The following is a 19,014-nucleotide window of genomic DNA, read 5'->3' as shown; positions in this document are numbered from 1 at the left end:
AAGTACAATTACATTTCAACTATGACTATCTGATTCTTACTAACGTTTTTATAAATGTTTTTTTGCTTTCTCTTCCTGGAATTTTTATTTTTAAGGCGTAATTATTATCCCTTAAAATATTGCAAATTACTGCAATTCTTTTCGGAGTCCAAATGAATTGGTTGCCATCAAAGATGCCGAAAACTTTGTGTCGAAATTGTGATTGTTTCAGCCCAGCCTTTAGCATCCGCGAGACTATATCCGCACAATTCTTTGAAAGAGGAGAAAATGATGCTCCGCCTTTAGAGACGATATTCCGCCAGGCTGTCTCCATCTCCCTTACATCCAACCCACGTAAACCATAAACTACATGAGGAGCACTTTCTTCAGACTTACAATCGCTCTCGTAATTGCTGGTAGTAAATTCATGCTGATGAGTAAACGGATTGAATATCATTTTTCTAGCTGCAGGACTTTTCCTGTAGAAACTTGAAAAATCACCTCTATGCTTACCAGGCCACCAACTAACATAGGTACTTTCCCTACGAAGATCACCAATCATCATTGCCACATGCCCCAAATGATCACCTTCAGGATACCAAACAAATACCCATGCATTTATTTCAGAAGAAAACATACGGCTCTGGGATTGTGTTGTGACAAATCCCTTAAGACTTGTAAAATCCTTGAACATAAAACCTCCTTTTAATCTCAAGAAAAACATTAAGTTATTTAATATAATTAATTTGAATAATAAATATAAAAAATACCTGGTGACTAAAATATAAAATATTTATATTAAAAACCCCACTCATTTATTATAATACTTATTTCATCATATCATTAATAGTTATTTTTATCTGATATATAAAAAACCAGATAATACATTGAATATTATCTGGTTTTTTTGAGGGTATTAAATGTGTTTTATTTACAGCTTTTTAGCCGTCAGCTCTGCTATGCGCATAATCACAGAAACTGCTTTCTCCATCCCTTCGAGCGTCACAAATTCGTGTTTGCCGTGGAAGTTATAGCCGCCGGTGAAAATGTTTGGACAAGGCAAGCCGCGGAATGAAAGCTGCGCCCCATCGGTGCCGCCGCGAATAGGCTTCATAACAGGCTCAATATCGCAGTCCTTCATCGCCTGCTGCGCCAGCGCGATAATGTGCGGGTGCTGAGCCACTTTGTCACGCATGTTGTAATAGTGATCGTCCAGCGTCACTTCGATATAGCAGTCACGATGCAGACCTTTACCGACCAGATGTGCGATATCAATAATCTTTTGCTTGCGGGCTTCGAACTGCACTTTCTCGAAATCACGAATAATGTAATGCATCTCCGCTCGCTCGACGTTGCCTTTGATGGTTGTCAGGTGGTAGAACCCCTGATAACCGTCTGTATGCTCGGGCGTCTCGTCAGCGGGTAATTCACTATGGAAACGGGTCGCAAGTGACAATGCGTTGACCATCACCCCTTTCGCACTGCCAGGATGCACGTTGTTACCGACGATTTTAATGGTCGCTGACGCCGCATTGAAGTTCTCAAACTCCAGCTCTCCTACGCCCCCGCCGTCCACGGTGTACGCCCATTCAGCGCCAAAAGCGGGAATATCAAAACTCTGCGCACCTTTACCGATTTCTTCATCCGGCGTAAACGCGATGCGGATCGAACCGTGCGGCACATTACTGTCTTTCAGCCGCACCATAGCGGTGATGATCTCTGCGATACCCGACTTGTCGTCCGAACCGAGCAACGTTTTACCGTCGGTGGTGATCAGTGTATGACCAAGCAACTGATGCAGAACCGGGAACATCACCGGCGAGAGCACTTCGTCACCGTTGCCCAGCGCAATATCGCCGCCACGGTAGTTCTCAACAATCTGCGGATTGACATGTTTTGCAGTGAAATCAGGGGCAGTATCAAGGTGAGAAATAAAGCCAATGACCGGCACTTTCCAGGCAACGTTGCCTGGTAACGTCGCCATTACGCAGCCTTTGTCACTGAGAGTTACCTGTGAAAAACCCAGCTCAATCAGTTCGTTACGCAGTGCCTGCGCCAGCCTGAGCTGTCCGTCAGTGCTGGGCGTATGTTTAACATTGGGCTTAGATTGGGTATCGAAAGAAACGTAGTGAAGAAAACGGTCAAGCAACTTATCCATTTGGGTATCCTCTGGCGGCTGGGTTTTATTATGCGCAGCATGAATACCGTGAATATTGCGTCAGGTCATTTTTCACCAAGTTTACGCAAAGAACTCTTAGGATCGGGCGCAATTTTTGGGATGTATGGCTAAAAAAGCCCGGTTACGACCAGGCTTCGTCTTTTTTAGTCAGGAACTTATGCACAAACTCAGGGACGACTTCGCTTGCCAGCCCGTAGTGTTTCATATCGAACTCACTTTCCACCTGGCTTGGCTCGAGGTTCAGCTCAACAGCACAGGCTCCGCCGATGCGCGCCTCGTGAACAAATCCGGCAGCCGGATAAACATGCCCGGACGTGCCAATCGCCACGAAGAAATCTGCTTTTGCCAGCGCATCGTAGATGTTATCCATACCCAGCGGCATTTCGCCAAACCAGACAATGTGCGGGCGCAGCGGTGCCGGGAACTGGCAGCAGTGACAACGATCGTCAACGCTCAGATCGCCCGGCCAGTCGAGAATCTGCCCGGACTGGGTGCAGCGTACTTTCAGCAATTCGCCGTGCATATGCAGCACACGCGAACTGCCCGCGCGTTCATGCAAATTGTCGATATTCTGCGTGACCAGCAGGAAGTTATCTCCGAGTGCCTCCTCCAGCGTCGCCAGCGCGTAATGCGCTGCATTCGGTTTGAGATCGTCCTGTAGCAGCTGGCGGCGTCGTTCGTTGTAAAAACGCTGCACCAGCTCGGGATCGCGGCGATACCCTTCCGGGGTCGCCACATCTTCCACGCGGTGCTCTTCCCACAGGCCATCGGCGGCCCGGAAAGTACGGATACCTGATTCTGCGGAAATCCCCGCGCCGGTCAGTACCACCACAAACGGTTTCTTCAAGGACGCGGCGGCCATAGAATCACGGTGGAAAATGTTCGACCGGAACCGCTGGTGGCGAATACGTTTATTTTTGCGAAACCGACACAGACGATGACGTGTGCGCATGACGTGCTCCTTACTCTCTGTGTCTGAATATAAATACTGTTGTTGAAGATTTGATTACTGACCGCCACTGAGAACCCGGGCCGGATCGATGCGGCTTGCACGACGCGCCGGATACCAGCTTGCCAGCAAGCTCAGCACCAGTGCGGTGAATAATACGCCCGCAACGTCAATCCAGTGAACTTCAGATGGCAGGAAGTCGATGAAATAAATGTCACCCGACAGGAACTGATGCCCGGTCAGCTTTTGCAATCCGTTAATGATGTTGGTCAGCTGGAAAGCAGCAATTACACCGATGACCACTCCGGTTACGCTGCCGACCAGCCCCGCCAGTAAACCGTACCAGATGAAGACCGCGCGGATAAGCCCGTCTTTCGCGCCCAGTGTGCGCAGAATCGCAATATCGCTGCTTTTATCTTTCACGGCCATGACCAGCGTCGACACGATGTTGAAACAGGCGACGCCGATCACCAGCACCATCGCCATATACATAATCGCGCGTACCATCTGAATATCGCGGTACATATAGCCGTAAGTGCCAATCCAGCTGCTGATATAGACATAAGCCTGCGTCACTTCACCGGCATCGTGCACCAGTTTCTGCGCGGCAAATACATCGTTCACTTTGATGTCGATACCGGTGACGCTCTTACCCATATCCTGATACTGCTGCGCATCCGCCAGCGGTACCATGCCAAGACTGTGATCAAGCTGACCGCTGAGCTGTAAAATACCGGTAACCTGCAGACGGATCCGCTTCGGCTGTAGCAATTTCATTTCCGGGTCGCTGTTGGGGATCATCACCGTCACCCAGTCGCCCTGCTTCACACCAACGGCGTCCGCTACGCCTTTGCCGAGGATCAACTGTTGCTCACCGGCCTTAAAATTCTGCCATGCGTTATTCTGCACAAACTTCGGTGCGGCGCTGACGCGGGGCTCGCTCTGCGGATCCACACCTTTAAGCTGGATGGCACGCAGTTTCGCGCCGTGCTCAATCAGGCCGTTGAATTGGATGTAAGGCGCAGCGGCCACAATACCTGGCACTTTTTCGACGCGATCCAACACACCCTGCCAGTCGTTGAACGGCTGATTTACCGGGCGAATTTCACCGTGAGGCACCACCGCCAGCACGCGGTCTTTCAGTTCTCGCTCGAAGCCGTTCATGGCGCTCAGGCCGACGATCAGTACCGCCACGCCGAGCGCAATGCCCAGCGTTGAGATCACCGAAATCAGTGACACCATGCCGCTGCGACGGCGGCCACGGCTGAACCGCAGGCCGATCAATAAAGAGAAAGGAATGCCTGACATTACTTCGCTCCCAGCAACATCGAGTCCGGCTGCAATCTGCCGTCACGCATTTCCAGCTGACGGGTCAGGCGGCTTGCCAGTTTGAGGTCATGTGTCACCACCAGAAATGCCGTGCCCTGACGCACATTCAGTTCGCCGAGCAATTCAAAAATGCTGTCGGCATTACGCTGATCCAGGTTACCGGTTGGTTCATCCGCCAGTACCAGCGAAGGATTATTGACCAGTGCGCGCGCAATCGCCACACGCTGGCGCTCACCACCCGAAAGCTCGGAAGGACGGTGATTACTGCGGTGTTGCAGACCTACCGCTTCGAGCATCGCCAGCGCGCGCTCCTGTACTTCGGCAGATTTCTTTTTACCGATCAGCAGTGGCATCGCGACGTTTTCCAGCGCGGTAAAATCAGGCAGCAGGTGGTGGAACTGATAGATGAAGCCCAGCTCACGGTTGCGCAGTTCTGATTTCGCAGAAGAAGACATCGCGTTCAGCGACTGACCTTTAAAAATAACTTCGCCAGAGGTCGGAGAATCCAGACCTCCCAGCAAATGCAGCAACGTACTTTTACCGGAACCTGACGTCCCGACGATCGCCATCATCTCACCCGGCTGCATGTCGAAAGTCACATCCCGCAACACGTCGGTGTGCATCTTCCCTTCCTGATAAGTCTTACAGAGGTTGTCACACTGCAATAATAACGAATTACTCATAACGTAAAGCCTCTGCGGGGTGGGTGGCAGCAGCGCGCCAGGAAGGATACAGTGTTGATAATAAGGCAATGACCATCGCGACCAGCGCGATAACCACTACCTGAACCGGTTCAATATCGACCGGCAGCGACGCGCCATCAAGCATCAGCCCGATAGCCGGCATAATAGTATTAAGTTGAGTGGCGAGCACTACGCCGAGTACGGCACCGAGTAACGCGCCGATGACGCCTGCGCTCGCACCCTGCACCATAAACACCGCCATAATCTGACGGCGGCTAAGTCCCTGGGTTTGCAGGATGGCGACTTCGCCCTGTTTCTCCATCACCAGCAGACCCAGCGACGTAATAATGTTAAACGCGGCTACTGCGACAATCAGACTCAGCAGCAGCCCCATCATATTTTTCTCCATACGCACCGCCTGGAACAGCTCGCCGCGACGCTCGCGCCAGTCTTTCCAGCTGGTACCTTCCGGCAGCTTTTGCGCGCTCAGGCTGTCGACGTCCAGCGGTTGGTCGAGGAACAGACGCCAGCCGGTCACGTTGCCTTTCGGATAGAGCATCAGACGTGACGCATCCTGAATATTCACCAGCATCTGGTAACCATCGACTTCGCTGTTGGCTGAAAAAGTGCCGATCACGTTAAACAGACGCTGGCTCGGTACACGTCCTACAGGCGTGAACTGGCTGACGCTGGTGACCATCAGACGCAGCTGATCGCCACGGCGCACCTTCAGCTGTTGTGCCAGCTGATCGCCAAGAATGACGTTATATTTGCCCGGTTGCAGTTCTTGTTGGGCCACGCCAATCATGTATTTCGCCAGTGGATCGTGGTCTGCGGGATCAACGCCGAGCATCACACCTACCGCCACGCTGCCAGGGCTTTGCAGCACCACGTCACCGGTGGTCACCGGCACGGCGCGGTTCACGCTTTTCAGCGCGGTGATTTGCTCGTGAGTAATTTTTTGAGGGTCCAGCGATCCGGCCGGTGTGGTGATTAACGCCTGAGGCATCAGACCCAGAATGTTACCTTCCAGATCCTTCTCAAAGCCGTTCATGACCGACAGCACAGTAACCAGCGCCATCACCCCGAGGGTGATACCAATGGTGGATAACCAGGAGACAAACCGCCCAAAGCGGTCCGAACCACGCCCGCGCATGTAGCGCAGGCCTATGAATAACGCGACAGGTTGATACATGACTTCCGTTTTAAGTGCTTGGCCGCAAATAAGTGCATGGCGCAGACTAAAGTGATCAAGGATAATAAAGGCTAGCACCGCTTTATGGAACCATTAACCCAAAGTAATCGGTTTAACCCCGGGGCTCTTTTGTCCTTTTTTATTGCAAAGCCGGGTTGACCCCGATTGTCTGCGCATCGCAAGATACGGTCTGCTAATTGGCCACCTGCTGCCGCCAAACGAGAACGCAAAACAGCCTATGTCTCAAGATTATCGTTATTCATTGCCTGAACGCCCCGGCGACACCCGTCTTTTAGGGCAGCTTACCGGCTCCGCCTGTGCACTCGAATGTGCACAAATCAGTGAGCGTCACGCAGGTCCCGTCATGCTGATAGCACCGGATATGCAAAACGCCCTGCGTTTACGCGATGAAATTCAGCAATTTACCGATCACAAAGTGCTGAGCATTTCGGACTGGGAAACACTGCCATACGACAGTTTTTCGCCGCATCAGGAAATCATTTCTTCCCGTCTTTCCAGCCTTTATCAACTTCCCACCCTGGAACGCGGCATCATTATTCTGCCGGTGAATACGTTGATGCAACGTGTCTGCCCGCACGAGTTTTTGCACGGCCACGCGCTGGTGATGAAAAAAGGCCAGCAACTGTCACGCGACAAACTGCGTGCTCAGTTGGAGCAGGCCGGTTACCGCAGCGTCGATCAGGTTATGGAACACGGCGAGTTTGCCACCCGTGGCGCCCTGCTCGACCTGTATCCGATGGGCAGTGATGAGCCTTTCCGTATAGATTTCTTCGACGATGAAATCGACAGCCTGCGCACCTTTGACGTCGATACGCAGCGTACACTGAGCGAAGTCGATCACATCAATTTGCTGCCCGCACACGAATTCCCGACCGACAAAAATGCCATCGAACTTTTCCGCAGCCAGTGGCGTGAGAAGTTTGAAGTTCGCCGCGACGCTGAACACGTTTATCAGCAGGTGAGTAAAGGGACGTTCCCGGCCGGGATCGAATACTGGCAGCCACTGTTTTTCAGTCAGCCGCTGACCACGCTGTTCAGCTATCTGCCGGAAAATACGCTGGTGCTCAACACCGGCGATCTGGAAACCGCCGCCGAGCGTTTCTGGCAGGATGCCACTCAGCGCTACGAAAGCCGCCGTGTGGATCCGATGCGTCCGCTGCTCGAGCCGGAAAATCTGTGGCTGCGGGTTGATACGCTGTTCGCTGAGCTAAAAGCCTGGCCACGCGTTCAGCTGCGCACCGACTCGCTGCCGAAGAAAGCTGCAAACACCAATCTCAGCTACGAAACTTTGCCGGATCTTTCCGTGCAGCCGCAAAACAAAGCGCCAATGGATAACCTGCGCCGCTTTAACGAATCCTTTGCCGGCAGTCTGGTGTTCTCGGTAGAAAGTGAAGGCCGTCGCGAAACGTTGCAGGATTTATTGGCGCGCATCAAGCTGATGCCGACGCTCATCACCCGCATCGAAGAGGCAGAATTTGCCGGACGTTACATCATGATCGGCGCCTGTGAGCGCGGATTCCTTGATGCCGATAAACAGCTGGCTCTGATTTGCGAAAGCGATCTGCTGGGTGAGCGAGTGGCGCGTCGCCGTCAGGACAGTCGCCGCACCATCAATACCGACACGCTGATCCGTAACCTCGCTGAGCTGCGCCCCGGCCAGCCGGTGGTTCACGTCGAACACGGTGTTGGCCGCTATCTGGGGCTGACCACGCTCGAGACCGGGGGTATTAAAGCCGAGTACCTGATCCTCACCTACGCCGGTGAAGACAAACTTTATGTGCCGGTATCATCACTGCATCTTATCAGCCGCTACGCCGGCGGTGCCGATGACAGCGCACCGCTGCACAAACTCGGCGGTGAGGCGTGGTCGAAAGCCCGTCAGAAAGCCGCCGAGAAAGTCCGCGACGTGGCTGCCGAGCTGCTGGATATTTATGCCCAGCGCGAAGCCAAAACCGGTTTTGCGTTTAAGCATGACAAAGAGCAATACCAGCTGTTCTGTCAGGCTTTCCCGTTTGAAACCACGCCGGATCAGGCGCAGGCCATCAATGCGGTGCTGACTGACATGACCCAGCCGCTGGCGATGGACCGGCTGGTCTGTGGAGACGTTGGCTTTGGTAAAACCGAAGTGGCGATGCGCGCTGCATTTCTCGCCGTCGCCAACAACAAACAGGTGGCGGTTCTGGTGCCAACAACTTTGCTGGCACAGCAGCATTTCGACAACTTCCGCGACCGCTTTGCCAGCTGGCCGGTGCGCATCGAAATGATGTCGCGTTTTCGCAGCGCGAAAGAGCAACAGGCGGTCATCGAGGAAGCGGTCGAGGGTAAAGTCGATATTATTATCGGCACACATAAACTGCTGCAAAGTGACCTGCGCTGGAAAGATCTCGGCCTGCTGATAGTCGATGAAGAACACCGTTTCGGTGTGCGTCATAAAGAGCGTATTAAAGCGATGCGCGCTGACGTGGATATTCTGACGCTGACCGCCACGCCGATCCCGCGTACGCTGAATATGGCGATGAGCGGCATGCGCGATCTGTCAATTATCGCCACGCCGCCCGCCCGCCGCATGGCGGTCAAAACCTTTGTCCGCGAGTACGACAGCCTGGTGGTACGCGAAGCAATCCTGCGTGAAATTCTGCGCGGCGGGCAGGTTTATTACTTATTCAACGATGTCGAAAACATCGAGAAAGCCACGCAGCGCCTGGCAGAACTGGTGCCGGAAGCGCGTATTGCCATCGGCCACGGGCAGATGCGCGAACGCGATCTCGAACGGGTGATGAATGATTTCCACCACCAGCGCTTCAACGTGCTGGTGTGTACCACGATCATTGAAACCGGGATCGACATTCCGACGGCCAACACCATTATCATTGAGCGCGCCGATCACTTTGGTCTGGCGCAGTTGCACCAGTTGCGCGGCCGCGTCGGGCGTTCGCATCATCAGGCCTATGCTTATCTGCTTACGCCACCGCCGAAAGCCATGTCCGTAGATGCGCATAAACGCCTCGAAGCTATCGCTTCGCTCGAAGATCTGGGGGCTGGATTTGCGCTGGCAACACACGACCTTGAAATTCGTGGCGCAGGCGAGCTGCTGGGCGAAGGCCAGAGCGGACAAATGACCAGCATTGGCTTCACGCTGTATATGGAACTTCTGGAAAATGCCGTCGAAGCGCTGAAAGAAGGTCGTGAACCGTCGCTGGAGGATCTGACCACCAGTCAGACCGAAGTCGAAATGCGTATGCCCGCCCTGCTGCCGGAAGAATTCATTCCTGACGTCAACACGCGCCTGTCGCTGTATAAACGCATCGCCAGTGCGAAAAGCGAAAATGAGCTGGACGAGCTGCGCGTGGAGCTGATCGACCGTTTCGGATCGTTACCGGACGGTGCGCGCAATCTGATTCAGATAGCCGTGCTGCGACTCAAGGCGAAAGAACTGGGCATCAAACGCATTGAAGGTAATGAGCGCGGCGGCTTTATCGAGTTCGGTGATAAAAACCGCGTTGATCCGGGTCATCTGATTGGTTTGCTGCAAAAACAGCCGCAGGTTTACCGCCTCGATGGCCCAACCAAGCTGAAGTTTATGCTGGATCTGACCGATCGGCCAAAACGCCTGAAGTTTGTCAGCGACATGCTGGCAGATTTTGCCGGGCATTTGATCTGAGGTTGTAAGCGCTAAAAAAACAAAAAACCCGGTGAATACATCCTTCACCGGGTTTTTTTACGTCACGCATTCACGCAACTTTATTTTTTCCGCAGCGCCTTCACCTGTTCAGGTGTGATATCCCCCGGCAGGCCGCCGAAGGTGACACGCAGATAGTTGACCATTTCGGCGATCTGCGCGTCGTTCAAACGATCCGCAAAACCCGGCATGGACTGCATGCTTTCTCCATTGGGAAATGCCTGCGCCGGTAAACCATCGAGCACTGAGACGATGAGATTACGGCCATCGGGCTGGCGCAGCGTGGCGTTATTTTGCATCGCTACGGCGACGTGCGGTTTACCGGAGCCATCGGCCATATGGCAGCCAGAACATTGATCCAGGTAAGTGATCCGCCCCGCATCATTGCCGCCCTGCCCGATTTTCACCGGTACTGCAACTGGCGGTTTATCCCCCAGCAGATAGGTGACGATGGCACGGTGATCGTCGTCGGTCAGATGACGGGTGCTGAGATCGATAACTTTATGCATTTCATCAAACGCCGATCCCTGCGGCGCGATGCCGGTTGCGAGGAAACGGCTGAGATCGGCAGGGTTCCAGCCGCGCTGAGCCAACGCCTGCGGGGAAATGTCCGGCGCGGTGATGCGACCAAGCGTTCCGCCTTTCAGGTTGTTATCGGTATCCATCTGCCCCAGCTTACCGCGCGGCGTATGACATTCGCCGCAGTGGCCGAGGACGTCCGTCAGATACTGCCCGCGCTGCCAGTCGGCAGAATTACCCTGCGAGCTGGCGGGCATCGGGTCGGCAGTGCGGAACAACAGGTTCCAGCCGATCATTGCCATGCGCTGATTGAACGGGAATGGCATCTCGTTTTCCGGCACCGGTTGATTCACCGCCGGGCGGGTCATCAGAAACGCATACATGTCGTCCGAATCCTTACGCGTCACACCTTTATACGAGGTGTAGGGCATCGCCGGATACAAATGGCGTCCGCCCGGTGCCACGCCTTTTGTCAGCGCCAGATAGAAATCATCCGACGTCCAGCGGCCAATGCCTTCGTCGGCAGACGGTGTCAGGTTGCTGCCGAAAATCTTGCCGAACGGCGTTTCCAGCGGATAGCCTCCCGCCAGCGGTGCGCCGCCGGACGCGGTGTGGCACGCGGCGCAGTCAGATGCCTGAACCAGATAACGGCCCCGTTCTGTCTGCGCGGTGTCCGCCGTGACTTTTTGCACCGGAGCGTCCAGCGTGCGGTTTTCCCGCCACCACAGCACCGCGATAATGATCACGATCACCACCAGCAGCGCGAGGAAAAGACGTTTTTTCATCACGCGTGCTCCCTGATAAGACCCGGCGTTTTCATCACTACGTCACGCACCGCTTCGTAATAACGGACGTAACCGGTACAGCGGCAGATATGATTCTCCAGCGCACCTTCGATGGCACTTTCCAGATCGGCAAGCGCGATCGGCTGTTTTTCCAGCCGCTCCAGCAACAGCGTCGCGGCATTCACAAATCCCGGTGTGCAGTAACCGCACTGGAAGCTGTAATGCTCCATAAATGCCTGCTGCACCGGCGACAGCTGGACTTCACCTTTATCATCGGTTTTGGCGTGACCTTCGACGGTACGGACTTTTTTACCATTGAAAAAATGTGCGCCAGTGATGCAGGTACGCACTTCTTCGCTGGTGCCGCTGTCGTGATCGACAATTGCCACGCAAGCGTGACAGATGCCCTGCCCGCAACCGAGCCGAGAACCGGTCAGCGCAACGTATTCGTGCAGGAAGTCGATCATCATCAGGCCTTCAGGAACCTCCAGCGGACCGTAATGTTGATTATTGATAGTCAGCTCTAACGGCTGTGTTTTGATGCTCATTGTAAAACCTCACGAATATTTTCAGCACGGACGGGCAAATCACGGAAACGGTGGCCGGTGGCGTGGGCGATGGCGTTCACCAGCGCAGCGACGACCGGGATCATCACCACTTCGGCCATGCCTTTCGGCGGATCAGTTTCCGACAGCGCAGGCAGGATCTCGCTGGTCTGTTTCCAGACCGCCACATCGCTGGCGCGCGGCAGGTGGTAACGGTTGAAGTTCCAGGTGCCATTACCCGGCCCGTCTTCGTACAGCGGCAAATATTCATGCAATGCGTGACCGATCCCCATCGCCAGCCCGCCCTGTAACTGGCCGGAGACCAGCTCGGGCACGATCAGATTTCCGCACTCCATAATCGAATGGTGCGTGAGTAATTCGACGCTGCCGGTGGCGATATCCACCGCGATTTCAGCCAGCGTGCCAACCGCACTGTAATATGTCACAGAGGCGTTATTACGCTGCGTTGGCGGGTAATAGACCGCGTCACGCGCCAGCGTCTGGTACTCGCCCGCGCCGTTACGCACTGACATGCCGTCAACCGGTACGCGCTGACGCGCATTGTTCAATGTGAAATCGGCTTCAGCCCACTGCCAGCGGTTGAAAACGTGAACCGCCGCGCCGGTCAGTCCCTGCATCTCGTAGGCTTTTTTTGCCAGCGTCTCAAGACTGAGAATTTGCATCCCGTTGGCCGTCAGGCCGCCTTCTACCCAGCGGGCATCCTCTTTGCGCACGATGTAGGGCGCAGCCTGTCCGCCGCCAATACCCGTTTGCCAGATAGCCATTGCCGCCGGCCACAGGCCGTGATCGAAGACCAGACGCGCCGCTTCACGTGTGCTGTGAGAAAAGTAATAGGCCGAGTTACTGGCACTCGACGGCGAGCAGTATGACGGCGACCAGCGCGGATTTTTTTGCAGCTTGTCCTGTTCTTCCTGCGACATAATGTACGGATCGCCGCTGGTTTCCACCGGCAGCACTGACCAGTCGGTCACCGAGAAATGCGCCTGCTCAGCCGGTTTGCCCAGCCATTCAGCGCACAGCACGGACTGTGACGTGGACATGCCCGTCCCCATTTCCGCACCGCTGTGCCACAGGCTTATCTGCCCGTTTTCACTGATTTCGACGCGGGCGAACGACGTTTCCGCGCCAGTACCGAAATCTTTCTGCACGCAGCCAAACCCGACGCCGTAACGTTTACCCGGATTCTGGCTTTCATAGGCGGTTTTACGTTTTTCACGCTCCGTCCACAACGGATGGATGGCGGCTTTTCCCAGCACTTCATCAGCACGAATCGCTCCGGCCGGAATAGCCCCTTGGGTATTTTTCATACCTGATTTCAATACGTTGCGCATCCGGAAGGCAATCGGATCCAACTTCAGTTCGGCGGCCAGTTCATCCATCATCATTTCGGTGGCGGCCATGCTTTGCAGCGTGCCGTAACCACGAGCGGAACCGGCATCCAGCGCACGGGATGCCAGCCCGACGGCTGATAAATCACTTTTCGGGAAATAGTAGATCGACTGCGCAGCGGTTGCGCCAACCATCACCACAGACGGTGTGAAGTTGCTGCGTCCGCCGCCGTCTGCGGTCATCGCCGCATGGAACGATTGCAACATCCCGGTTTCACGGTTCACCGCAATGTCGTAATTCATATCAAACGCATGGCGCTTGAGGGAGGACTGGAACTGCTCGAAGCGGTCATTCGCCAGACGCACCGGAGTACCGTCACCGTACATCGCTGCCACCGCGCCGTAATACGGGAAGTTATAATGATCTTTCGACCCGTAACCGACGGTGTAGCAAGGATGCATGATCAGTGTTTTCACCGTGCGATGGGCTTTAGCCATCATGCGCGGCATTTCATCTGCGACTTCCTGCGGTGACTGCGTCGGCACCACCATATGCAGCGTTTGCGTGGCGGCGTCATACCAGCCGTTGGCGTTGTCGGGTTCAAGCGCGGAGGTATCGACAGATTGCGTGGTGAAACGGCGAGACATCACCAGCCAGTCCTGCGGTGGTGATTTCAGTTCGTCTGCCATTTCACCGGCGTAGAACATACCCTGCTCATCAAGCTTGCCGCCTTCACGCCCTTCCGGCCAGACCGGCAGATGTTTGCGCATACCAGTCGGGAACACCGGCATATCTTTCAGGCTGGAGAAACGATCGTCTTCAAACGCGGTTTCTCCCCCGACGCGCACAAAGCGGAAAGTGCCCCAGGGATCGCGCTCCAGCGGGCCGGTTTTCTCACCGTAGCGCACCACATCGTCTTTGAATTTCAGTGCGTTTTTCGCAAAGCGAAATTTGGCGAAATCCTGATATACCAGAATGGCCACCGCCTGACCGAGATAGGCCGGAGTTTTGCCTTCCGGCAGCAGCATGTCTTCGCCGTAAAATGCCGGGAATGCCAGACCGTCGCGCGCCAGTACGTCGGCGGTGACTAATTGATCGGGTTGCAGATCCTCACCGAGCAGCGATAAATCCAGCCCTGCATAGGTTCTGTCTGCCTGCGTGACGCGCAGGATAAAGGCGTGCGCCTGTTTCTGCGGCCAGTGCGGCATATCTTTGGCGCGGATATCGCGGGCAAACACTTTCTGCCCCATGACTTTGGCTTTTCCGTCAATACGGAAACGGACGCGTTTATTTTGTGCGTCCCACTGCGGCGATTGCAGGATTTTTTCTTCGAAGAGTGCCGCATAAGCACGGCTGTGCAGCGGCGCGAGATAAACGGAGACACCAGCGATTACAGCGCCTTTCACAAAGCGCCGCCTGGACGGGTTGAAGTTGCTCATAAATTTCCTTGCTTCTTATTGTCTTTCTTATAGTCCGGCATATTTACAATTTGTCATAAATTCTGCAAATACCGTTTAACGCGGGCGATTATAGGTAGATGAGGTGCGAAAAGTCATGACAGAAAACACATTTTTAATATTTCGTTCACAAATTTGCGCAAAATAGTGGGATAATTAATTCTGTTGCGCAAACAATGTACAAAAGGGATCAGAGCAAGATGGCAGGTATTATTCTTCTCGCCGCAGGGCTGGGGAGCCGGTTTATCGCCGCAGGTGGCCAAGGAAACAAGCTGAATGCCGCACTGTCAGAAACAGCAGAAAATGCTGCCAGCGTTTTTGACATGACACTCGGTCATGCACTGGAAAGTGGACTGCCGGTACATGTCGTGACGCGTGCCGGCAACCTGCAGGTGCAGGCCAGCTGCCGTCGAGAAGGTGTGCCGTTTACGCTGACGGAAAGCACGGGCACCGGTGGTTCCATTGCCGCAGGCGTGCGCAATACGCCGGAGTGGGACGGCTGGCTTGTCCATCTCGCCGATATGCCGTTCGTTACGCCAGACATTTTTGCCACCGTGGCCGATACCCTGCATCTCAAACCGGTGGTGCGCCCTTTTTGGCAAAATGAGCCGGGGCATCCGGTCGGTTTTGCCCGTGAAATGGGCGACAAACTTTTGCAACTGCGTGGCGATCATGATGCACGCGAGCTTATCCGCAGCCATGACCTGCTGCGCATTGATTTCACTACTTCGGATGTGATCACAGACATTGACTTGCCCGATGACCTTTCCCTTTCCCCGGCGCTTTTGAACGGAAATCTGCATGCAGCATCTTGATAATCAGGTTATTTCTCAGGCGCGCGAATGGCTGGTCCATCAGCCGGTGTGGTTGTGTACCGTACTGACAACCTACGGCTCTTCCCCGCGCGCACCGGGCGCACTGATGGTGGCGACCGATGATGGCCGCTATTGCGGATCGCTTTCCGGCGGCTGTGTCGAAGAAGATTTTTTACAACGGATAGCCGCTGGTGATTATCAGCAATCCAGCCAGATTGTGCGTTATGGCGACGGCGGTTTAACGCCAAACATTGCGCTGCCCTGTGGCGGCTCGCTCGATGTGCTGATCGAATATCTGCCCGCCACGGCCGGCAATCTGGATTATCTGCAACGTATGGGAATGGCGCTGGCCGGGCATTATGCGCTGGAAAAATCGCTCACCCTGCCCGCGGCCTGTGACCATCTTGCGCTGACGGAGTATCACAGCGCCACACAGGTAGTGCGTAACGGCGACTGTGTGCACCTGCATCTGGCTGCTCCTCCGCGCTTACTGATTGCCGGACTCTCGAGCGTCGCGCTGTATTGCGCCGACTTTGCCTGTGCACTGGGTTTTGAAGTGGTAGTGTGCGAATGTCGCGAAGACGTGCTGGAAAACTTCCTGCCGCTGCTGAAAGCGGAAATACGGCTGGAGAAGGCGTTTCCTGCGATGTATCTCGAACGGGAAAGTTGTCACGCCAACACGGCGATTGTGGCGCTGACCCACGATCCGCGTATGGATGACCTGACGCTGATGGAGGCGGTGAATACGCCTGCCTTTTATATCGGCGCAATGGGCTCGCAGCGCAACAGCGCACGGCGTCGCGAACGCTTGCAAACTATCGCTGATTTCTCAGCCGATGATTTCGCCCGTCTTCATGCCCCGGTCGGTTTATCGATCGGCAGCAAAACCCCGGCAGAAATTGCGCTGGCGGTGATGGCCGACATCGTTAAGCATAAAAACGGGGTGAAAACCCACAGCGTCGCCGCCTGACGCAGTAGAAATATGAACAAAAAAAGCCTGAGGTTTGCACCTCAGGCTTTTCGTTTGCGACTTACCGGTTGGTTATGAACGGGTAAGCTGCAACTGGCCGCTTTTATCGAGCGGGATTTGCGTACCTGGATCATGGTCCATACGCACTTTGCCCTGCTGATCGCCTATTTTGTAGGTCACATCATACCCGAGCATTTTGTCTTCTTTGTCATACACGGTTTTACAGCGTTGCTGCTGTGTGGTGTAAGTGTCGTTATCCTGCATGCTGCTCTGTACGCGGTTACCGGCATAGCCGCCACCCAGCGCACCGGCAACTGTCGCCACATCGCGACCGCGTCCGCCACCGAACTGATGACCCAGCACACCACCCGCTACGGCACCCAGAACGGAACCGGCGATCTGATGCTCATCCTGTACAGGACGGCGGTGAGTCACAGTGACGTTACGGCATTCCTGACGTGGCGTTTTCGTGGTCTCTTTGATTGGCGTTGCGCTGACAACCTGCGCGTATTGCGGCTCAGATGAAAAGACATTCATGCTCGCCACACCGGCAATGCCCAATGCCGCAGCCACACCAATACCGACCCCAGCTAACATTGACTTGTTCACAGGACTTCCTCCGAAAATGTTACCACGCATATTGCGCCTTACTCAGGGCACATACCTCAGTGGAAAACTTTATATCCTGAGGTTCGGCGTGCGTGAATCGCCGGCTATGAACTTGTTAAAGTTTGTACTCTGAAGCGTTAAGGAACAATAAGACGAAGTCTGTAAATGCGGGAATTGCGGGTGTAACGAGGTGTTTCAGAGCATTCTTAGCGGACAAAACCGGGCTTTAAGTGTCTGCCTCCGCCTGAATAAAAAAAGCCTGTAGTAAACAGGCTTTTAGAATAGAAATGAGTGTGAAACGATTCAGCCGACAGTAAAAAAAGTCGGCCGGTTCGTATCAGTGCAGCTTCAGACGCGGGCGGATCACGCGGTTGATTCCACCGACCAGCATCATCAGGCCGGTTTTGGTGTAGCCGTGCAGCGCAATCTGATGCATGCGGTACAGGGAAACATAAACCAGTCGCGCCAGACGCCCTTCTACCATCATCGAACCGCGCATCAGGTTACCCATCAGACTGCCGACGGTGCTAAAGCGGGAGAGAGAGACCAGTGAACCGTGGTCTTTATAGACGTAAGGTTTCAGGCTCTGCCCTTTGCGCTGCGCCATGATGTTGGCGAAACAGCGTGACGCCATCTGGTGTGCAGACTGCGCGCGTGGCGGTACGAAACCACCGGACGGCTGCGGGCAGGATGCACAGTCACCGATCGCGTAGATGTTCGGGTCACGTGTGGTTTGCAGCGTCGGCTCGACCACCAGCTGATTGATACGGTTGGTTTCCAGACCGGCAATCTCTTTCATAAAGTCAGGCGCTTTGATACCCGCGGCCCAAACCATCAGATCAGCATCAATAAATTCGCCAGACTTGGTGTTGAGACCATTTTTATCAGCACTGGTCACCATGGTTTGCGTCAGAACGCGCACACCCAGCTTGGTCAGTTCCTGATGGGCAGCCGCAGAAATACGCGGTGGCAGCGCAGGCAGAATGCGTTCACCGGCTTCCACCAGCGTGACGTTCAGCGCTTCACTGTCCAGCCCTTCAAAACCGTAGCTGTGCAGCTGCTTTACCGCGTTGTGCAGTTCAGCGGACAGCTCAACGCCGGTCGCGCCGCCGCCAACAATGGCGATATTCACTTTTTTCTGTTTATCTGCGCTGGCGGAGAATTTCAGGAACAGATTGAGCATTTCGTTATGGAAACGGTGCGCCTGATGCGGATTATCGAGGAAGATACAGTTGTCTTTCACGCCCGGTGTGCCGAAGTCGTTGGAGGTGCTGCCCAGCGCCATCACCAGCTGGTCATAGGCAATATCGCGCACCGGCACCAGCATTTCGCCGTTTTCATCACGAATTTCAGCCAGTTTGATGGTCTGATTTTCACGATCAATATCGGTCAGGGAACCGATTTGGAAAGTAAAGCCGTGATTGCGGGCGTGCGCCAGATAGCTCAGCGCATCCACGCCATCATCCAGGCTGCCGGTCGCCACTTCGTGCAACAGCGGTTTCCATAAATGGCTGTGATTACGATCGACCAGAATGATCTCCGCTTTCTTTTTACGGCCAAGCTTATGCCCGAGGCTGGTTGCCAGCTCCAGTCCGCCCGCGCCGCCGCCAATTATCACAATTTTCTTGATTGGTGATGTCAAAATGACCCCCTAAATGTGAACCAATTGTTATATAAGAGTTAAAAAATAATCCTTATATTACATGGGGTTGCTTAAGTTAAATCGGTATCTAAGAGGGAGGATATCATGCGTGGTGATTTGGTCATACCAAAATTGATGCAGGTCAATTTAAATTGATTTGTCTGATTTCAGTTTATGATTTGGCATAGATTTTGACGATTTCAAATCAGCGAGTTAGCACAAAGGGAGGGATAAAAGTGAAGCACCGGTGTATGTCGGCCATAAAAAAACCACTGCGCAAGGCAGTGGTTTGGTGTTCGATTATTGCC

14 protein-coding genes are annotated in these 19,014 nt (G+C 54.2%); 3 read left to right on the top strand and 11 right to left on the bottom strand.

All coding sequences use genetic code 11. From position 1 onward, the window contains the following. Nucleotides 1-25: 25 nt before the first annotated feature. From ACMHLI_RS11110 to lolC, 6 genes are all read right to left on the bottom strand, one after another. A complete protein-coding gene (locus tag ACMHLI_RS11110) occupies nt 26-673 on the bottom strand; it encodes a hypothetical protein (protein WP_413529499.1) in 648 nt (215 codons plus the stop codon). A 237-nt stretch (nt 674-910) separates the two neighbouring features. Further along, on the bottom strand, nt 911-2,137 hold the full coding sequence (pepT, locus tag ACMHLI_RS11105) for a peptidase T (protein WP_413529498.1): 1,227 nt from the start codon (nt 2,135-2,137) through the stop codon (nt 911-913). A 142-nt stretch (nt 2,138-2,279) separates the two neighbouring features. Beyond that, nucleotides 2,280-3,110, bottom strand: coding sequence for a Sir2 family NAD+-dependent deacetylase (cobB, locus tag ACMHLI_RS11100; RefSeq protein ID WP_413529497.1), 831 nt, complete (start codon nt 3,108-3,110; stop codon nt 2,280-2,282). Between the two features lie 54 nt (nt 3,111-3,164). Continuing rightward, nucleotides 3,165-4,415 (bottom strand): lipoprotein-releasing ABC transporter permease subunit LolE, encoded by a 1,251-nt coding sequence (gene lolE, locus ACMHLI_RS11095; protein ID WP_413529496.1) that lies wholly within the window; start codon nt 4,413-4,415, stop codon nt 3,165-3,167. Further along, complete coding sequence (gene lolD, locus ACMHLI_RS11090; protein ID WP_112167366.1) at nt 4,415-5,119, bottom strand: lipoprotein-releasing ABC transporter ATP-binding protein LolD; 705 nt, start codon at nt 5,117-5,119, stop codon at nt 4,415-4,417. Before lolD ends, lolE begins: the two co-directional genes overlap by 1 nt. Beyond that, on the bottom strand, nt 5,112-6,314 hold the full coding sequence (gene lolC / locus ACMHLI_RS11085; RefSeq protein WP_413529495.1) for a lipoprotein-releasing ABC transporter permease subunit LolC: 1,203 nt from the start codon (nt 6,312-6,314) through the stop codon (nt 5,112-5,114). The genes lolD and lolC overlap by 8 nt, the downstream gene beginning before the upstream one ends. 238 nt (nt 6,315-6,552) lie before the next feature. On the opposite strand from lolC, the gene mfd reads away from it, so the two are divergent. Next, nucleotides 6,553-9,996 (top strand): transcription-repair coupling factor, encoded by a 3,444-nt coding sequence (gene mfd, locus ACMHLI_RS11080; RefSeq protein ID WP_413529494.1) that lies wholly within the window; start codon nt 6,553-6,555, stop codon nt 9,994-9,996. Between the two features lie 80 nt (nt 9,997-10,076). On the opposite strand, the gene ACMHLI_RS11075 is transcribed toward mfd, so the two are convergent. The 3 genes from ACMHLI_RS11075 to ACMHLI_RS11065 are packed head-to-tail and all read right to left on the bottom strand — an operon-like array spanning nt 10,077 to nt 14,652. Continuing rightward, entirely contained in the window at nt 10,077-11,318 is a 1,242-nt protein-coding gene (locus tag ACMHLI_RS11075; RefSeq protein WP_413529493.1) for a cytochrome c, read from the bottom strand. Then, nucleotides 11,318-11,866 (bottom strand): (2Fe-2S)-binding protein, encoded by a 549-nt coding sequence (locus ACMHLI_RS11070; protein WP_413529492.1) that lies wholly within the window; start codon nt 11,864-11,866, stop codon nt 11,318-11,320. The genes ACMHLI_RS11075 and ACMHLI_RS11070 overlap by 1 nt, the downstream gene beginning before the upstream one ends. Next, nucleotides 11,863-14,652 carry a xanthine dehydrogenase family protein molybdopterin-binding subunit gene (locus ACMHLI_RS11065; protein WP_413529491.1) on the bottom strand — a complete coding sequence of 930 codons (2,790 nt, stop codon included), beginning with the start codon at nt 14,650-14,652 and terminating at the stop codon, nt 11,863-11,865. Before ACMHLI_RS11065 ends, ACMHLI_RS11070 begins: the two co-directional genes overlap by 4 nt. A gap of 218 nt (nt 14,653-14,870) precedes the next feature. On the opposite strand from ACMHLI_RS11065, the gene ACMHLI_RS11060 reads away from it, so the two are divergent. Continuing rightward, nucleotides 14,871-15,485, top strand: coding sequence for a nucleotidyltransferase family protein (locus tag ACMHLI_RS11060; protein ID WP_413529490.1), 615 nt, complete (start codon nt 14,871-14,873; stop codon nt 15,483-15,485). Continuing rightward, complete coding sequence (locus ACMHLI_RS11055) at nt 15,472-16,455, top strand: XdhC family protein (RefSeq protein ID WP_413529489.1); 984 nt, start codon at nt 15,472-15,474, stop codon at nt 16,453-16,455. Before ACMHLI_RS11060 ends, ACMHLI_RS11055 begins: the two co-directional genes overlap by 14 nt. Nucleotides 16,456-16,527: 72 nt before the next feature. On the opposite strand, the gene ACMHLI_RS11050 is transcribed toward ACMHLI_RS11055, so the two are convergent. Continuing rightward, on the bottom strand, nt 16,528-17,064 hold the full coding sequence (locus ACMHLI_RS11050; protein WP_413529488.1) for a glycine zipper 2TM domain-containing protein: 537 nt from the start codon (nt 17,062-17,064) through the stop codon (nt 16,528-16,530). A 337-nt stretch (nt 17,065-17,401) separates the two neighbouring features. Next, nucleotides 17,402-18,706 (bottom strand): NAD(P)/FAD-dependent oxidoreductase, encoded by a 1,305-nt coding sequence (locus tag ACMHLI_RS11045; protein ID WP_413529487.1) that lies wholly within the window; start codon nt 18,704-18,706, stop codon nt 17,402-17,404. Nucleotides 18,707-19,014: the final 308 nt, after the last annotated feature.

It is taken from the genome of Rahnella inusitata (assembly GCF_965118895.1).
Classification (GTDB): domain Bacteria; phylum Pseudomonadota; class Gammaproteobacteria; order Enterobacterales; family Enterobacteriaceae; genus Rahnella; species Rahnella inusitata_A.
The sequence above is the reverse complement of the archived record's forward strand: the minus strand, read 5'-3'. Positions and strand labels throughout refer to the sequence as shown.

Coding starts and splice junctions, on each gene's coding strand:
- ACMHLI_RS11110 (WP_413529499.1), bottom strand. CDS start 673: ATGTTCAAGGATTTTACAAGTCTTAAGGGATTTGTCACAACACAATCC.
- pepT (WP_413529498.1), bottom strand. CDS start 2,137: ATGGATAAGTTGCTTGACCGTTTTCTTCACTACGTTTCTTTCGATACC.
- cobB (WP_413529497.1), bottom strand. CDS start 3,110: ATGCGCACACGTCATCGTCTGTGTCGGTTTCGCAAAAATAAACGTATT.
- lolE (WP_413529496.1), bottom strand. CDS start 4,415: ATGTCAGGCATTCCTTTCTCTTTATTGATCGGCCTGCGGTTCAGCCGT.
- lolD (WP_112167366.1), bottom strand. CDS start 5,119: ATGAGTAATTCGTTATTATTGCAGTGTGACAACCTCTGTAAGACTTAT.
- lolC (WP_413529495.1), bottom strand. CDS start 6,314: ATGTATCAACCTGTCGCGTTATTCATAGGCCTGCGCTACATGCGCGGG.
- mfd (WP_413529494.1), top strand. CDS start 6,553: ATGTCTCAAGATTATCGTTATTCATTGCCTGAACGCCCCGGCGACACC.
- ACMHLI_RS11075 (WP_413529493.1), bottom strand. CDS start 11,318: ATGAAAAAACGTCTTTTCCTCGCGCTGCTGGTGGTGATCGTGATCATT.
- ACMHLI_RS11070 (WP_413529492.1), bottom strand. CDS start 11,866: ATGAGCATCAAAACACAGCCGTTAGAGCTGACTATCAATAATCAACAT.
- ACMHLI_RS11065 (WP_413529491.1), bottom strand. CDS start 14,652: ATGAGCAACTTCAACCCGTCCAGGCGGCGCTTTGTGAAAGGCGCTGTA.
- ACMHLI_RS11060 (WP_413529490.1), top strand. CDS start 14,871: ATGGCAGGTATTATTCTTCTCGCCGCAGGGCTGGGGAGCCGGTTTATC.
- ACMHLI_RS11055 (WP_413529489.1), top strand. CDS start 15,472: ATGCAGCATCTTGATAATCAGGTTATTTCTCAGGCGCGCGAATGGCTG.